This window comes from Deltaproteobacteria bacterium, assembly GCA_019309545.1.
In the GTDB taxonomy this organism is placed as follows: domain Bacteria; phylum Desulfobacterota; class Desulfobaccia; order Desulfobaccales; family Desulfobaccaceae; genus Desulfobacca_B.
Genome location: JAFDGA010000005.1, coordinates 1 through 15318, shown reverse-complemented (window position 1 = coordinate 15318; position 15318 = coordinate 1). Strand labels below are relative to the sequence as shown.

Annotated in this window: 12 protein-coding genes; 4 read left to right on the top strand and 8 right to left on the bottom strand. The window is 52.6% G+C overall.

What is annotated here, in order from left to right; all coding sequences use genetic code 11:
- Positions 1-207: 207 nt before the first annotated feature.
- Positions 208-798, bottom strand: coding sequence for a DUF2939 domain-containing protein (locus JRG72_02560; GenBank protein ID MBW2134106.1), 591 nt, complete (start codon positions 796-798; stop codon positions 208-210).
- Between the two features lie 130 nt (positions 799-928).
- Here JRG72_02560 and JRG72_02555 point away from each other — a divergent pair, with 130 nt between their 5' ends.
- Complete coding sequence (locus tag JRG72_02555; protein MBW2134105.1) at positions 929-1321, top strand: hypothetical protein; 393 nt, start codon at positions 929-931, stop codon at positions 1319-1321.
- Between the two features lie 4 nt (positions 1322-1325).
- Here the strand turns inward: JRG72_02555 and JRG72_02550 are convergent, their stop codons facing one another.
- Positions 1326-1955 carry a DUF3786 domain-containing protein gene (locus JRG72_02550; protein MBW2134104.1) on the bottom strand — a complete coding sequence of 210 codons (630 nt, stop codon included), beginning with the start codon at positions 1953-1955 and terminating at the stop codon, positions 1326-1328.
- A 1079-nt stretch (positions 1956-3034) separates the two neighbouring features.
- Between JRG72_02550 and JRG72_02545 the strand changes: the two genes are divergently transcribed.
- From JRG72_02545 to JRG72_02535, 3 genes are all read left to right on the top strand, one after another.
- Positions 3035-6136: a DEAD/DEAH box helicase gene (locus JRG72_02545; GenBank protein MBW2134103.1), complete on the top strand. Its 3102-nt coding sequence runs from the start codon at positions 3035-3037 to the stop codon at positions 6134-6136.
- 77 nt (positions 6137-6213) lie between these two features.
- A complete protein-coding gene (locus tag JRG72_02540; GenBank protein MBW2134102.1) occupies positions 6214-6768 on the top strand; it encodes a TlpA family protein disulfide reductase in 555 nt (184 codons plus the stop codon).
- A 90-nt stretch (positions 6769-6858) separates the two neighbouring features.
- The gene (locus tag JRG72_02535) at positions 6859-7326 is read left to right on the top strand and encodes a universal stress protein (protein ID MBW2134101.1); all 468 of its coding nucleotides are present in this window, start codon (positions 6859-6861) and stop codon (positions 7324-7326) included.
- Here JRG72_02535 and JRG72_02530 read toward each other — a convergent pair.
- From JRG72_02530 to JRG72_02505, 6 genes are all read right to left on the bottom strand, one after another.
- A complete protein-coding gene (locus JRG72_02530) occupies positions 7321-7803 on the bottom strand; it encodes an AsnC family transcriptional regulator (GenBank protein ID MBW2134100.1) in 483 nt (160 codons plus the stop codon). The genes JRG72_02535 and JRG72_02530 overlap by 6 nt on opposite strands.
- Positions 7787-8860 (bottom strand): heme b synthase, encoded by a 1074-nt coding sequence (gene ahbD / locus JRG72_02525; protein MBW2134099.1) that lies wholly within the window; start codon positions 8858-8860, stop codon positions 7787-7789. Before ahbD ends, JRG72_02530 begins: the two co-directional genes overlap by 17 nt.
- A gap of 132 nt (positions 8861-8992) precedes the next feature.
- Complete coding sequence (locus JRG72_02520) at positions 8993-9130, bottom strand: hypothetical protein (GenBank protein MBW2134098.1); 138 nt, start codon at positions 9128-9130, stop codon at positions 8993-8995.
- A 607-nt stretch (positions 9131-9737) separates the two neighbouring features.
- Positions 9738-10454: a formylglycine-generating enzyme family protein gene (locus JRG72_02515; GenBank protein ID MBW2134097.1), complete on the bottom strand. Its 717-nt coding sequence runs from the start codon at positions 10452-10454 to the stop codon at positions 9738-9740.
- Between the two features lie 523 nt (positions 10455-10977).
- Positions 10978-12687: an AAA family ATPase gene (locus JRG72_02510; protein MBW2134096.1), complete on the bottom strand. Its 1710-nt coding sequence runs from the start codon at positions 12685-12687 to the stop codon at positions 10978-10980.
- Positions 12688-13359: 672 nt separating this feature from the next.
- Positions 13360-14706, bottom strand: coding sequence for a tetratricopeptide repeat protein (locus tag JRG72_02505; GenBank protein ID MBW2134095.1), 1347 nt, complete (start codon positions 14704-14706; stop codon positions 13360-13362).
- Positions 14707-15318 lie beyond the last annotated feature (612 nt).

The following is a 15318-nucleotide window of genomic DNA, read 5'->3' as shown; positions in this document are numbered from 1 at the left end:
CCTCCTCTGATGATGGGGAGATGTAGTCGATGCATCGTGATTATCAACGGCCAGCCTGAATAAGTTAGAGCCTAGTTTGAACTTTAGAACAGAAATTTTATAAGGCCTGTTAAAACAGAAGTATTAAGTTTACATAATATATATTATCAGACCCAGTATTATAATCGGTTAAACCCCAAGTGGCCCGGACAGCTGCTCCAAGCCTTTTCATTGCATAAACTCCTTTTTCAGGAATTCCTTGAGGTCCTGATAATTGACTTCTACCACCCGCCATTCCCTGGTGTCGGGATTCTGCTGCATCCGAAACCGTAGGGGTTTTTTCGTCTCTGGGTCTATAAGGGTTACTTCGGCCTGGTGTCCCTGCTGCTGGATCTGGGCCTGGGTCACCAAGGCAGTCAGGCTTAAGGTCTCGCTGGTGCTGAGACTTAGCAAGTACCGTTCTATCTGACCTTTGATCTGAGCCTCAAAGGTGCCGAACAGTTTGGGCAGTAAATAGCGAGCGAATTTTTTACCCAATTTCCGGCTCCAGCGGGCAAATTCGTCCGGTGGAGGCTCCTCTTTCTGATTGTTTTCATTAAGAAAACCAAGGTCTTGGCTGGCATCATTAATAAAATTATTAAATATTGCCTGTAAGTCCACAAATTTATAAAAATTGTTTATATCCCGGTTCTGAATCGCCCGTACCATTTGATAAAGTGTATGGCGCGGGGTGCCTTGCCAGAACCAAAGGTATCCCAAAATTATCGCGCCAGAAAAGGCCAGCACCACCAATATCAGGGTTAAAGTTTTGCGACGCATTGACTTCCTCTCCAATTATTATGGGTTAAAAAATTGTCGTTGGAATTAAAAGCCTTGGCTTCCGGACCAGATTTATGGTAAGAGGCTAAGGCAAAGGGCAAAATTCATCGCCATTTAGGACCTTAAGAGTATGAGCGAAACAGATCAATTGAAGTCCCGTATTCCTCTGGACAATGGCCTCACCCTGGAAATTTGGGACCGATCGCGGCCTGTAGCTGGGGACCGCTGGCAAGTTATCATGAAGGCTCGGATTACCATACCGGTTCGGGAGAATCTCCTTGGCCCGGCTGAACGTCACCTTATTGATCAAATCAGAGCCGCCTTGGGTCCAGAAGTGCTGTTCTGCCACCAAAAAGTGAGAAATTTTATTGCCGTCGACCAGGTCCAAGAAATCTTCGAGGGTTTGCAAGCGCGTTTTCTGGAGAGTACTCAAACCTATCTCGGGCATCAGGATTTTCCCGGCAAATTCATTTTGAAAAAGTTTGCGGAGTATCAAGAAAAACAAGTTTGGCGTAAGTCTTAATGGCTTAGGTGGCAAGCTGAGCCTGGGCTTCCACTAAACGCTCCTTGAGGATGAGACCCAAAACCGCCAGGCATTCCAGGTCCAGAAAAAAGGTGCTGTGCTGATCGTAAAGGACCGTGGCGCTGGCCGGCAGTTCCTCATCGGCATCGTAAAATACCAGGGCCAGCGGGAGATTCGGCAGAGCCGGATAACGGTAACATAGATCACCGGTTCCTAATTCGGGCAACTCTTGCCCTCCTAAGAGTTGCGAACCGGCTTTCAGCGCGTCCAATCGGCCACTAAATGACTCGGCAATAGTCCTTTCCACCGCATCCTGATAAGTAGGCATAAAAAAAGCAGCGTCTTTAAAATCCCGGTAGGAGACCCATTGTCCGCTTAATTCCGCGGTCCCCCCCTGAAGGACATAATAGGCCAGGACAATGCGGATGTTGACCGGGGGCACCGATCCCTGGAGGTCGCTGACGCCTTCGGCCGTTACCCGGTAGAGCTTCCCGAAGCTGGGAATCAACAGTGCCTGCTGCTCATACCGGGCTCCCAAGCCGTCTGCCAGCCAGCCCAGATCCAGAGTGCCGAGCCTGTCTACCAGGCCTGCATAAACTTCTTCATAATGACTGGGTGAATCAGGTCGAAACAAAATTTTTCTCCCTTGATGCTGGCCAAATTTAGCAGAACTTCGAGGTCTTGGCAATGGGAAAATCTTTGGACATTTTACTAAATGCCCATCATATCCTCAACAACTTGAAAGTAAATTTACCGGCGTTGACAGGCAGCAGGCAATATCCTAAAATAGCCCCATGCTAATCCATGATAGACTAGCCGTTCAGTCTAAAGCTCCCAGGAAATATGGCTTTTTACTGATAGTCATAGCAGTTCTGGGCTTCTCCCGGCTGACCTTGGCCCAACCAGTTGACTCGGGATTCCTCTGGGTGCGAGGCTTGCAGCCCTGCCTCATCCATCCCAATCAAGCGCCGAAGCTGGCTGCGGTCTTAAAACAGCTCGGATTAAACTATGATCCCCAGATGAGCGCGGAAGACCGGCAGCAAGATTTTATCAGCAAGATAGACCAGGCCCGGGAGTTGATGGATATGCCACGACTTTATGCCATGCGAGAGCGCTCTCTGGGACTTATCCGTTCTAATGGCGGTGAGCTTTCCTGGGAATTCATCAGGCGCTTACGCTGGCCCAACGGTGATGCCGTCGGGGTGATGCTTAAGGTCCCGGTATGGGTTCCGGCCAAGGCCAAGCGGGTGCTAACCTATGGGGATTTTACGAAAAAATGGCAGGACGTAGCGGAGCGCCTGCCGCGCTTATGCGGTCAGGTCTGGTTTGCCTCAGACCTGAAGGAGATCAATAACAAAGCCCGATATCGGGCCGATACCTTATGGTTCGAAATCAACAGCTTACACGCTCCATTTGCTGCCCTCCTAATAGAGTATATTTTCAGAGAAGGACTGTTTCAGCTGGAAAAGCGGTTGCCGCTCCTGGTGATCCGGGGCGGGGAGGACACCTATGCGGCCGCCGCCTCTTCCGGGCCGGTATTCGTCGAATGCTTGAGTTTTCCCGACGAAGAGGGCGCCATCCTGGATTGTGAGGTGGTGCGCAAATATTACGACAGTATGGCCGTGGTGCATCATGGACGGCATGCCAGGGCATCCAATCACCGGCTGGGCTGTGCTTTAGATCTGAATGATTTCAATTTTCCCGGGGTGGTGGATGGCACCCCCAACCCTATCAGCCGGGCTTTGCGGCAGTTTAACCGGAACGCCATGCACCGGTTGGACGCCCGTAATCTTCCATCCTGGGTCTACGACGCGGCCAAGCAGATCGGCTACCGAGTGCCCCAGGAGTGGTACTACTTCGGCTATCACACGGATTGGCCCCATTTTGATTGTGGTACCAAATAAGACTGTCCTGGCTGATTTCCTGGAAGGGTTGCGCGGCGACCCGGATCTCCAGGAGATTACCAGTTATTACCATTACCTTGCCCCGCAACCGGCGGATTACCACGGACCCGAGGTAGAACTACCCCCGGACCTCTGGGCGGCCCTTGAACGGCTGGGCATTGCCCGCCTCTACCGTCACCAGTTGGAGGCCCTGGCGGCCCTGCAGGCCGGCAAACAGATTCTGGTGGCCACCCCTACCGCCAGCGGCAAGACCTTAATTTACAATCTGCCGGTGACCGCCACCCTTTTACAGGACCCGACCGCGCATGCCCTTTACCTGTTTCCTCTCAAGGCCCTGGAGCAGGATCAGTTGAAAGCCCTGGAAGAACTGGCCGCCGCCCTGCCCTACCCTGCTTTCTCGGCGGCTATTTATGACGGTGACACCCCGATTGAAATGCGCAAGCGTCTCCGGGCCCGGCCGCCGCAGATATTGATCAGCAACCCAGATATGCTGCACATGGGCCTGTTGCCTAATCACCAAGCCTGGCCGGATTTTTTTGCCCGGCTGAAGTTTGTGGTGATCGATGAGGTCCATACTTACAAAGGCATCATGGGCAGTCACGTGGCCCAGGTTTTGCGCCGGCTGCGCCGGGTTTGCCAGTATCATGGGGCTTCCCCGCAATTTATCCTGTCCTCGGCGACGATTGCCAACCCGGAGGACCTGGCCCGGCTGTTAATCGGCCAGGAAGTGACGATTATCGCCGCCAACGGCGCTCCCCAGGCCGGACGCCATTTCCTGTTTCTCAATCCGACGCTCAGCGCTGCCCAAACCACCGCCCGCCTCTTTATTCAGGCCTTGCGCCATGGTCTGGCCACCATCTGTTTTACCCAGGCCCGGAAACTTACCGAGCTGCTGCATCTCTGGGCCTTGCGCCTGGCCCCGGAGCTAAAACGTCGCATCAGCTCCTACCGGGCCGGATTTCTGCCCGAAGAGCGTCGGGAGATTGAGCAGCAACTGGTCAGCGGTCGCATGTTGGGGGTAATTTCGACCAGCGCCCTGGAAATGGGCATTGATATCGGCGGCCTGGATGTTTGCCTGCTGGTAGGTTATCCTGGCACTATGGTGACCACTTGGCAGAGGAGTGGCCGGGTGGGCCGTCTGGGTCAGGACTCGCTGGTGGTCATGGTTGCCCAGCCCGATGCCTTGGACCAGTATTTTATCAAACATCCGGAAGAGTTTTTCTCCCGGCCGCTTGAGGCCGCGGTCCTGGATCCTAATAATCCCGTGGTAGTCAAGGCGCATCTCCTGGCCGCGGCGCAAGAAGTGCCCCTGGAGTTAAATCAGGAGCAGGCTTTTGCTCCGGATCGGGTGCGCGGCCTGATTGCCGAACTGGAGCGGGAAAACCAGTTGTTGCGCAGTGCAGCCGGGGAGACCTGGTACGCCCGTCACCGCTTTCCCCAGAAACAGATCAATATCCGGGGCGTAGGCGAAAGCTTTGCGATCTTCAAGGTCGGCAGCCGCAAGGCCATCGGCACCATCGATGGCCATCGGGCGTTGAAGGAATGCCATCCTGGCGCGGTCTATCTGCATAAGGCTAACTCCTACCTGGTAGAAAATTTAGATCTGGAGCGCCGTAATATCTGGGTCAACCGGGTGGAGCCGAGCTACTTCACCCGGATCCAGACCGACAAGGAGACAGAGATTCTGGAGGTCACCGCCAGCCGCCGCTTGGCCCACTTTATGGTCCGCACTGGCCACCTCAAGGTTACCGAACGCATCCTGGCCTATGAAAAACGCCGTCTTCACGGCCAGGAACTGCTAAGTATTATCTCCCTAGAGTTGCCCCCGCAGATCTTCGAGACCGTAGGCATGTGGTTTGAGATCGAGGATTTTATCAAGGCCGCAATTTACCAGCAAGGATTGCATTTTATGGGCGGCATCCATGCCCTGGAGCATGCCTTGATCAGCATGTTTCCACTGTTTGCCCTGGCCGACCGCAACGATATCGGCGGCATTTCTCATCCCTTCCATCCCCAGGTTGGCAAGGCCGCGGTTTTTATCTATGATGGCTATCCGGGCGGCGTCGGCTTGGCCTCCCGGGCTTATGAGATGGCCGAACCGCTGCTCAGCAAAACCAAAGAACTGATTGCTGAATGTCCCTGCGAAGAAGGCTGTCCCTCCTGTATCCATTCCCCGAAATGCGGCTCGGGTAATAAACCACTGGACAAAGTCGCTGCCCTGCAGATTGCCGAATTCATGCTGGGGCTGAGAGCCCTGCCAGCTCTCAAACCATCCCTGACTCAAGTCGCCGAAGCCCGCGCCCCGGCCCTCAGGGTAACCTCGACGGATTCCTGGCCCTGGGAAACACCTCACGGCATCGGCTTTCTGGATTTGGAAACGCAATTTTCGGCTGAAGAAGTGGGCGGTTGGAGCCGATGTCATAACATGAAGGTTTCCGTAGCGGTCCTGGGGGTGAGTCAGCAGGAGGACTGCGAAATCTATCTGGAACCAGATATCGATAAACTCTGTCTTCGTCTCCAGGAGCTGGATCTGGTGGTCGGGTTTAACCTGAAAAGGTTTGACTATCAGGTTCTGCAACCCTATACCACGGTGGATTTAGCCACTATTCCTACTTTTGACATTCTGGAGGATGTTCATCAAATCCTGGGTATTCGCCTATCTTTAGGCCACCTGGCCGAAAAAACCTTGGGGCAGGCCAAAAGCGGCGATGGCTTTTTGGCCCTTAAACTCTTTAAGGAAGGTCGGCTATCCGAACTGATTGCTTATTGCCAACAAGATGTCAGGCTCACCCGCGCCCTATTCGAATTCGGCGTGCGCCATGGACATCTGATTTATCAACACCGCCAGGGAGCCTTGGTTAGGTTTCCAGTGGATTGGACCAAGGCTCGGTTTTTCCCTTCAAGCAGCTAGATTTTCTTTGATATTTCTGACCTTTTGTTCTATAAGATCAAGGTGCTATAAAAACTTCAAAGAAAGGATTGAACCCTATGACCAGAAAATTAGTTCTTTTTTCCCTGATCGCGCTGGTGAGCCTTTATGGCCTGACCGCCACCATGGCAATGGCTGAGGTCAAAGTCGGTGACAACCTAGGAAACCTGCCATTCAGTAAACCCCTGACTCCTGAGGATCAGAAGTATTTAGGCCTGGCCCAGGATGCCCCCTTTACCCTGAAAGACGTCAATGCCCCTTGCGTGCTTCTGGAGGCCTTCAGCACTAATTGTTCGCATTGCTTTGCGCAGGCTCCGAAAATGAATAATCTCTATAACCTGGTAAGGCAGAATCCCAAGTTGGCCAACAAAATTAAATTTATTGCCATTGGTGGCAGTGACAATCAGTTTGCGGTCACTATGTGGCGTAAACAGCTCAAGATTCCTTTCCCGGTGCTGCCTGACCAGGATGGCAGTCTCACCAAAAAATTGAATATCCCAGGCACGCCCACTACCTTGCTGCTGGATAAATCTGGCAAGGTTATTTGGGTCCATATTGGCGCCTTTGAAAGTGCCGAAACCGCCTTTAAAGAGATCAAGTCTGCCGTTAGGTAGAGAAAGCTCGGGGTAGGCTACGCTGGGTATCCCACCCTGGCTTCAGTCACCCAAGGTAGGCAAAATTCTTAGGTATGGGTGTATAATTCAATGGAATTCAATTCGATCATGATTGCTACGGATTTTTCCGACTGTTCCGGAGCCGCCTTCCAGACCGCCCAGACCTTGGCCACGCGTTTTGAATCCAAGCTGATCCTCCTGCACGTCATCGACCAGAATTTTATCAACAAACTGATCCGTCACCACCTGTGCAGAAAACCGGAGACGTTAATAAAAAATTTGCGGAAGCAGGCGGAACAGGAATTTCTGGATTTTCTGCAGAAGTGGAACGCCAAAGGCCTGCAGGTGGATACTATGATCGCAGTGGGACTCCCCTTTCAGGAGATTGCCGTTAAGGCCCGAGACCTGGCAGTAGATCTGGTGGTGATGGGTGGCTTTGGCAGGAGGGGACGGCAACAGATTGACGAGGTTTTTTTTGGCTCCACCGCCGAAAAGGTGGTGCGGTTGCTGCCCTGCCCGGTATTGTGTATCCCCATGGGTCTGGAGCCGACTTTATAAGGGAAAATCCGCCTGGATTTTGAAGATTTGCCGGGCTGGCAGGCTATAAATTTCCTTGATCCCGGTTTGCATGGAGATCTCGGTTAAAATCTCCTCGATCTTCTCAGTGGAGGGGGCAATTACCGTAAACCAGATATTGTAGCGGTGCCGCCGCAGATAATTATGGGTGACCCCGGCATAGCGGTTCACCACCTGGACGAAATGCTCCATCTGCTCTTCCGGCACTTCCGCGGTGCACAGGGTGCTGGTGTAACCCAATTTCCGGGAATTGAAATTGGCCCCAATACGCCGGATGATCCCCTGATCATGCAGCCGCTGAACTCGTGCCAGGACCTCGGCCTCGGTCAGCCCCAATTTCTGCCCGACTTCGGCATAAGGCCGGGAGACGATGGGAAAATGCACCTGGATTTCGTTCAGAATCGCCCGGTCCAGATCGTCCAGGGCCTCATTTCCTTGCTGATTAGCTTTCCGGCTCATAGGCACATAACGGGTCCTCGCCCACCACGTCGCCGGTCAAGACATAGGCTCGGGCCCGACAACCGCCACAGACCCGGCGAAACTCGCAGCGGCCACATTTGCCGTGGTAGTCATTAACCGCCCGCAGGGCCCGGAACAATGGCGAATTAGAGTAGATTTCGGGGAACGGCGCCTCCCGGATATCCCCGGCCAACAGATCCAGATAACCGCAGGGCTGCACTTCGCCCCGATAAGAGACAAAGGCAAACCCCTGCCCCCCTAAGCAACCCCGGGTCATGGCCTCCATGCCGTGGCTGGTGACGGAAATGGTCTCACCGCGCGCCGCGGCCTCTTGCCGCCACAGTCGATAATACTGGGGCGCGCAGGTGGGCTTGAGGTGCAGCCGCCCTTCCCGCTGCCGGTCCAGCAGCCAGTGCAGGGTGGCCTCGTATTCCTCCGGAGACAGCAACTGGTCTTTGATCTCCTGCCCGCGGCCGGTGGGCACTAGCACAAAGACATGGTGAGCCGCGGCTTCCAGTCTCAAAGCCAAGTCGTAGACGGCCGGAAGCTCCAGACGATTCGCTCGGGTAATAGTAGTATTGATCTGGAAAGGCAGCCCGGCCTCCCGGCAGGCGGCGATGCCACCTAAGGCCCCCTCGAAAGCCCCCGGCACCTGGCGCAGCCGGTCATGGCTGGCGGCTTCAGCTCCATCGATGGAGATGCTGACCCGCTGGATGCCCGCCTCCTTAAGATCAGCGGCTATTTGAGGAGTCAGCAGGGTGCCGTTGACTGCAGCCACCATCCTGAGTCCCAGGCCGGTGCCGTAGGCTGCCAGTTCCAACAGGTCATCCCGCATGAGCGGCTCCCCGCCGGTAAGAATGACCACCACTTGGTCCATAGTGGCCAGATCATCCAAGAGTGCCCTACCCTCTTCCGTGGTCAACTCCCCTGGATACGGCCCCCGCCCCGCTGCAGCCCGACAATGGGCACAGGCCAGATTACAGCGCCGGGTCACCTCCCAGGCCAGAAGGCGTAGGGCAGTTATTCTTAATTCGTTGTGATTCAATGCCTTAACCATTTAAATTTTTAAATAAATATTAAATTATAGCGATAATTAAAATTTATTCCTCTAAATTTTCTGCTATTAATAATTCAATAGTTTTCTTTTTTCTAAACAATTTGTAGTTTTCGCCAGCCAAAAATAAATTTTCTAACTTAATAAGAACCTTTTCTCCAGGGCTTGATTCACCATTTTGCGAATCGGCCGCAGCGGATGGTCCTGGGGCACTCGAGCTTCCGGAGAAAGGTAGCTGAACATCGCTTGCTGTTGCACATCGTCACCCCGCATAGTCGTTGCCTCCGTATAAGATCTTGTTATCCTTGAGTATAGCACCTTTTGTGCTTTAAAGACAGCACTTTTTGGGGGTCTCAAGTAAAGAATTTTTCAACAGCCTGCTAGATAGAATGAGGCCTCTGTCACTAAGATTAATTTAGCTGTCTCAACTCATCTTTACTAAATAACTTATGTTCATTTTAATGCACTGCTTAGAAGTTCATATTTTCAAACATCACGTTCACAAAACTAAATAGAGATATAAATTATATTAACTGGTTTAGATCAATATGTTGTTAGCGTTTCAAATTGAAATTTTATGATCTTGAGGATGAGGGGGTGTTGAATTTATAAAACTGCGGTAATTATGAGTCTCGGTCGAGTGCGGAGTTGTATTGAGATTTCCCTGGTGAGTCAGATCGAAGGCCAAGCGGTCCCAGAACAGGACCAAGCCCATGCCCGGTGACGGGTATTTAAGTAAGGGGTTTTCATTTCTTAGAATTTTTTGATCCTACCGTATAAAAGATAAGGTCCTAGATCTAAATAGCCTCACCGGAACGGACAGAGATAAGGAAGGTGGGGGGTAGCTGAAGCCGATCGACTTACTAGTCTCTGGATCAGGTCAGACTATTTTCACCAAGCGGAATCCTACTACCTGAGGAAGATTCCGAAGGTTGGGCGGCGCATAAGAGCGGGCCGCGGCCCGGCAATTTTTGGCGCTGCTGAACCAAGAGCCACCCCGCACCACCCGACCAGGGCCAGAGGGAGGGCCGCTGGGGTCAGTCTGAGGCTCCGGCGGGTAGGGGCCGTACCAATCTTGACACCACTCGCCCAGGTTGCCATGCATATCGTAGAGGCCCCAGGCATTGGAGCGTTTTTGGGCCACGGGCTGAAGGCACCGATTGGAATTGCCGCAGTACCAGCCGATTTCATCCAGGGCCGGGTCAAGCTCGCAGTAAAGGCTGGTTAAATCCCCGTTAGCCAGGGCCATGGGGCTCCCGGCCCGGCAGGCGTACTCCCATTCGGCTTCGGTAGGCAAACGGTAAGTTCCTTCCTTTAAGGCCTGCAATTTTTTAATGAACTCCTGGCAATCCTGCCAGCTTACTCCTTCCACTGGTAAGTCCGCTCGGTCCTTGGCAAAAATGGGGGGATTATGGCCCATTAGGGCCACCCACTGACCCTGAGTCACTGGGGTGGTCTGTAGATAAAAGCTCCGGGAGATGGTTACCTCATGCTGGCTTTCATCATTACTTCGTCCTGCCTCAATTTCCGGACTGCCCATGATAAAGCTATCGGCCGGGATCAGGACAAAGGCCATGCCCAGGGAATTAACTACCACCTCAATTCCTCCTGGGACTGCAATTGCGGAGGGGGGAACCTCTTCCGCTTGGGGTACTTCAGCGCTAATAAACCGATCTTCGGGTGGAGAGATAGAAACCTCCTCAGACAGCGTTACTGTTGGGGTAGGGGCTAAATCTCCTCTGGCCTCTGATGTCGCGGCAGTTGGCGCCCCCCTCTTCCGGGCAATTTCGGCGCTCCTCACCTGAGGCTCAGGAGAGATTGACCCCTTCTCGACCTCAAGTTCTTCAGGGATTGGGGTTACTGGAGGAGAAATAGCTTCCTCCTGGACTACTTTGGTTGAAATAATCTGAGGATCAGGTAGAGAAATTGACGCCTCCCCAGGAGCTGCCACTGGTGGGGTGGTTGGGAAATCCGCCCGGGCCTCTGAGATCACCGAAGCCGATGTAGGGTCCGCCTTCGGCATCACCTCGGTCAGAGGCGAAGACGGGTAATCCTCAAGAATGCTTAGTACCTTAGAAAAAAACGGCTTTTGTTTCTCTTTTCCTTTTTTAATCATGGTCTCACTCAGAATCTGCCTTGATGCGTTGGAGGGCTTTATTCAGATCGTTACGATTCTCGTAGCCGCCGACCAGCACTCGATGGGTCAGATACCCCTGGTTATTTTTAGTGTTTAACACTAGATATCGTGCACCACGTTGACTTAGATAAGAGAGTGCGGTTTGCAAAGAGGACATCGAAGAATAACGGCCATAAGCTGCATAAAACAAGTTCTCCCGTAAAATGATCGTCTGGTCATCGGGATTTATTTTAGGAATATTCAATTTTTGCCCCGTAATAATCAGGTCCTCATTGATGGTCTCAGGATTGGCCAGCAGGATGGCCTCCAGACCCAATTCCTCGTTTTTCGGGTAGAAATTAGAGGCGATCCTAGTCAGGTTATCATTTGGTTTGACTTCAACCTGCTCGGGCCTTTGAATGGAATCGGCGGCTACTGGGCCTGATACTGATGTCGGATTCTCAGCCTTTGCGACTACGGTCTCCGTGGTGGAAGAAGTCGATCCCGCCAGCCCCGACGCAGATCTTTTCTCAGAGAGGATGGCATGGGACGGCCTTGTCCCTGATTTGGGTAACCCTGGTTCCAGTGGTTTCGGGTTTAAGTCTCCCTGAAGCTTGCCAGCCGGCTTATGCGGAGCCATCTCCGTCTCTTTATCATGGACGGTCGCGGGGGCGGCTCTAGTCGCCGGGTTCGAGGTCAAAGGCGCCGGCTCCGAAACTGAAGGTAAGGGTAATTTACTTGCAACATCAACCCTGTCAGACTCTTTCCGGATATGTTGCTGATACCAACCGGTTTGGCCCAGACCTAACCCGATGATCAAAAAAACCGCACCGGCGGCCAGAGGAATCAACCATCTACTAGCCTTCTTCATCCCAAAATACTTAGACGAAGCCTTGGGGGTAAAGATGATATCAGTGAGCAGTGCTTCATGGGATTTTTGCAAAACCCGGCGATTGACCTTTTTTAAATCCTCGGTCATACAACTCAACAGGGCGTTGTCACAAAGCTGGTTGATGCGGCGTGGAACTCCACTGGTCAACTGATAGAGTAATTGTTCACCTTGAGGTTCAAAAACGGCAGTGAAACTTGATCCCACCCTCTGCAAGCGATGATCTATGTAAGCTTTGGTCTCAGCTGGGCTTAAAGGGGATAAAAAGCGGCTGATATTAATGCGTTGCCGAAGCTGGCGCATCTCCGGACGGTTTAAATTATGGCTCAGTTCATACTGCCCGACCAACAAAATTTGCAACAGTTTGCTGTCTGGAACTTCAATGTTCGAGAGCAGGCGGACCTGCTCTAGACTATCATCAGGAAACAGATGGGCTTCATCCACAATCAAGATATAATCTTGACCTTGATTCCGGGCCGCAATTAAGGCCTCTTTTATCTGTTCCATGAGTTCCAGGATATTTTCCTGCCTGTCGCTAATTCCTATTTCTCTGGCAATAAAATGGAGAAGATCAAGATAGCTGGCCAGAGGGTTGGAAATCAGAATGGGCCGGACCGAATCTGGCAGCCGGTTCAGGAAGCTATTGATCAGCATGGTCTTCCCAGTACCCACATCGCCACAGACAATGGCCAGCCCCTTTCTCTCCTTCACAAAATATAACAAGGCCGCCAATACTTCCTTATGGTCCTCGGAGAGAAAAAGGAAACGCTGATCTAAATTATTTTCAAAAGGAGAATCGGAAAAGCCAAAATAATCGTTGTACATGACCAATCATTCCAAAATTTATTAACATAGTACGTTTATAAAAATTAACAATCTAGCTTGATCCACTCTGAACCTGATTTTAATGAACCATTTTCCGGGATAGATTATGGGGATAGAATGACATAACCGCATTCTTTTTAAAATATATGCATAATTTATACCAGAGCCTCTCTGTATTATCATTAGCTGGAACCTTATGTTTGTCATGCGCCTGGCCCGGGCCATACCGGCTGCCCCTGCATCCCGGGCCGGGTAACTTCATTTAAGCCCCTGCGGTTAGGGACTGGGCAGTTATATTCTCATTTCAAGTTAGAATAAAGAGGAATCCACCTTCTAAAAATGGCGGCAGGCCAGAGGCCTTGAAGCTGGCTACCCCCGTTTTTGCCCCCTGGAGTAGAACCTGAGTTGGCCGCCGCGTAGCTTAGGATAAATATTTCCGGCGGGATTATGCAAGCGATTTCGGTTGGAACCGCTAGCACCTTCGCTCCCCTCGAAATCGTCCAGCCGACCTGGCTGGCGCTACCTCACCGGCCGGGAACAGGGAAGCCAGGCATTGGCTAGCAGCTTGAAGTATTCGCTGGTTCTTTTATTGTCAACCCTCCCCAGAGACCTAAGAATAATCCTATCTCTATACAACCTGCCCAGGACCTTCTGAATTCCAATTTTCTGGCCTCAGGGCTTGATGATAGCATCGAAAAGCTTTTCCGCCCTTTGTTGGTCATATCGCCGCAACTCACTTACTGCTTCCAGAGCGGCGCGGCGATTACCGGAGAGGTAATAGGAAAAAGCTAAATTATTCCAGGCCTCGGCATCATCAGGCCTGAGCCGCAGGGCCTCCCGGCAAGCTTTAATTGCCTCTGGGTAACGGCCCAGTTTTACATAGGCCACACCCAAATTGTTCCAGGCGGCAACATAATCCGGCTTAAGGCGCAGGGCCTCCCGATAAGCCTTGATCTCCTCACGGTAACGGCCCAGATTTCCGTAAGCTACACCTCGCTTGTACGAGGCCTTGGCAGCATTAATTTTAAAGCGTAGGGCTTCCTGGAAAACTTCCACCGCCTCGCGGTAACGGCGCAGGTTCCCATAAGCAACGCCAATATTATACATGGCCTCGGGGTAATCCGGCTTAAGGCGCAAGGCCTCCTGGTAAGCCTCGATCTCCTCGCGGTAACGGCCCAGTTTTCCATAGGCCGTGCCGAGGCTATACCAGGCCAACTCGTTACCCGGCTCGGCCTGGGTCCAGCGCCGGCTACAGGTCAGCAGGGCCTGCCAGTGCTGGGCTTTGGTCAAGGTCGATACCTGGTTTTCCCAGTTTTCTTGCAGTCTGGCCATTGGTCTCGGAAGGCCGGCCACTCTCTCCCCGACCTTGACAGTTTGGTCGAGGGTTTTGAGTTTAGTGACCTCATCGATCCATTCCACCGGCACCGCGTGGTTCATGCCTTGGCTGTCCCTTAGGTCAAAGTTGTTAATCCCTACCAGCTCCCCGGCAGCATTGAACAGACCGCCGCCGCTGGAGGCAGGCGAAATAGCGGCAGTGGTCTGGATCAGTGGGGGCGGGCCGCCCAACCGTTTAAAAACAATCCCTTCCGACAGGGAAAGTTTCACCCTCCGGAGCACGCCCACGGCATAGACCGGTTCGCCCACCTTGAGCCTGGCTGCTTGGCCCAGACGGGCCGGTGGAGCCGCCAAGCCGGGGACCGAGAGCAGACAGAGATCTCGATCAGCGGCGGCGGCGGTCAAGAAGGCCGGGGTGGCTTTCAGGCCCTGGCCCACCGTGAACCTAAATCCGGCCCGGACCACATGATAGTTGGTGATAATGTCGCCGGACGGCAGCATCACCCCACTGGCCAGACTCACCTGTTGCCCTTTCTGGTCGTAGGCCCTGACCACCACCACCGAGTCTTTCACCTGCTCATAGACCTGGCTGGCGGTCAGCGCCCATGCCGCGGGCGGCAGCAACGCCAGTATCATCAAGCTCGGGACCACCCATTTACCCCAGACTGCCACAGATGACCGCATTGATTTTCCTTTTTGCGTTCCCAAGTGCAATTTGGAAACGAGTTGAAAATACAACGAGTGTCCCTGTTACTGGGAGTGAAGGGGGGTTGCCATTCGGTCTCCCCCTTCATCTTTTGCCTGTCAGTTACACCCATTGTTTATCCTCACTAAGGGGTTTTCCACATCAATCCGACAACCTTACCTGCCAAACCTTCAGTCCACCCTATTTATTTGTCTAACCTGAAAGCCCTTTCTTCTGAGAAAATCTTTTGCATCCTGAGGCCGGAAATCCCTCCTCCTTCCCCCCCGTTCACATCCCAGAAGTTCATATCCATTCGCAAACTCGTTGGCCCAGGATACGATTAACATGATTGGATAAGATATATCGTCGACAATGACTTCATATTTCCTAGGTTTCCTTCTATTAGGAACCCCTTCGTCATCGATCCGGCGCGCCGCCTGCCGTATGTGGTCTTGTGTGATATTTTCGGGAATCATCGGCACCCTCCTCAAATAAAAATCCCCGAGTGCTGTCAAGGGACCCGGGCGATCCCTTCTTTCAACTCGTTCCCAAGTGCAACTTGGGAACGACTTTAATCCTGTCTATTATTGGTGCGTCCTACCCGCAAAATA

Coding starts and splice junctions, on each gene's coding strand:
- JRG72_02560 (MBW2134106.1), bottom strand. CDS start 798: ATGCGTCGCAAAACTTTAACCCTGATATTGGTGGTGCTGGCCTTTTCT.
- JRG72_02555 (MBW2134105.1), top strand. CDS start 929: ATGAGCGAAACAGATCAATTGAAGTCCCGTATTCCTCTGGACAATGGC.
- JRG72_02545 (MBW2134103.1), top strand. CDS start 3,035: ATGGCACCCCCAACCCTATCAGCCGGGCTTTGCGGCAGTTTAACCGGA.
- JRG72_02540 (MBW2134102.1), top strand. CDS start 6,214: ATGACCAGAAAATTAGTTCTTTTTTCCCTGATCGCGCTGGTGAGCCTT.
- JRG72_02535 (MBW2134101.1), top strand. CDS start 6,859: ATGGAATTCAATTCGATCATGATTGCTACGGATTTTTCCGACTGTTCC.
- JRG72_02530 (MBW2134100.1), bottom strand. CDS start 7,803: ATGAGCCGGAAAGCTAATCAGCAAGGAAATGAGGCCCTGGACGATCTG.
- ahbD (MBW2134099.1), bottom strand. CDS start 8,860: ATGGTTAAGGCATTGAATCACAACGAATTAAGAATAACTGCCCTACGC.
- JRG72_02520 (MBW2134098.1), bottom strand. CDS start 9,130: ATGCGGGGTGACGATGTGCAACAGCAAGCGATGTTCAGCTACCTTTCT.
- JRG72_02510 (MBW2134096.1), bottom strand. CDS start 12,687: ATGTACAACGATTATTTTGGCTTTTCCGATTCTCCTTTTGAAAATAAT.
- JRG72_02505 (MBW2134095.1), bottom strand. CDS start 14,706: ATGCGGTCATCTGTGGCAGTCTGGGGTAAATGGGTGGTCCCGAGCTTG.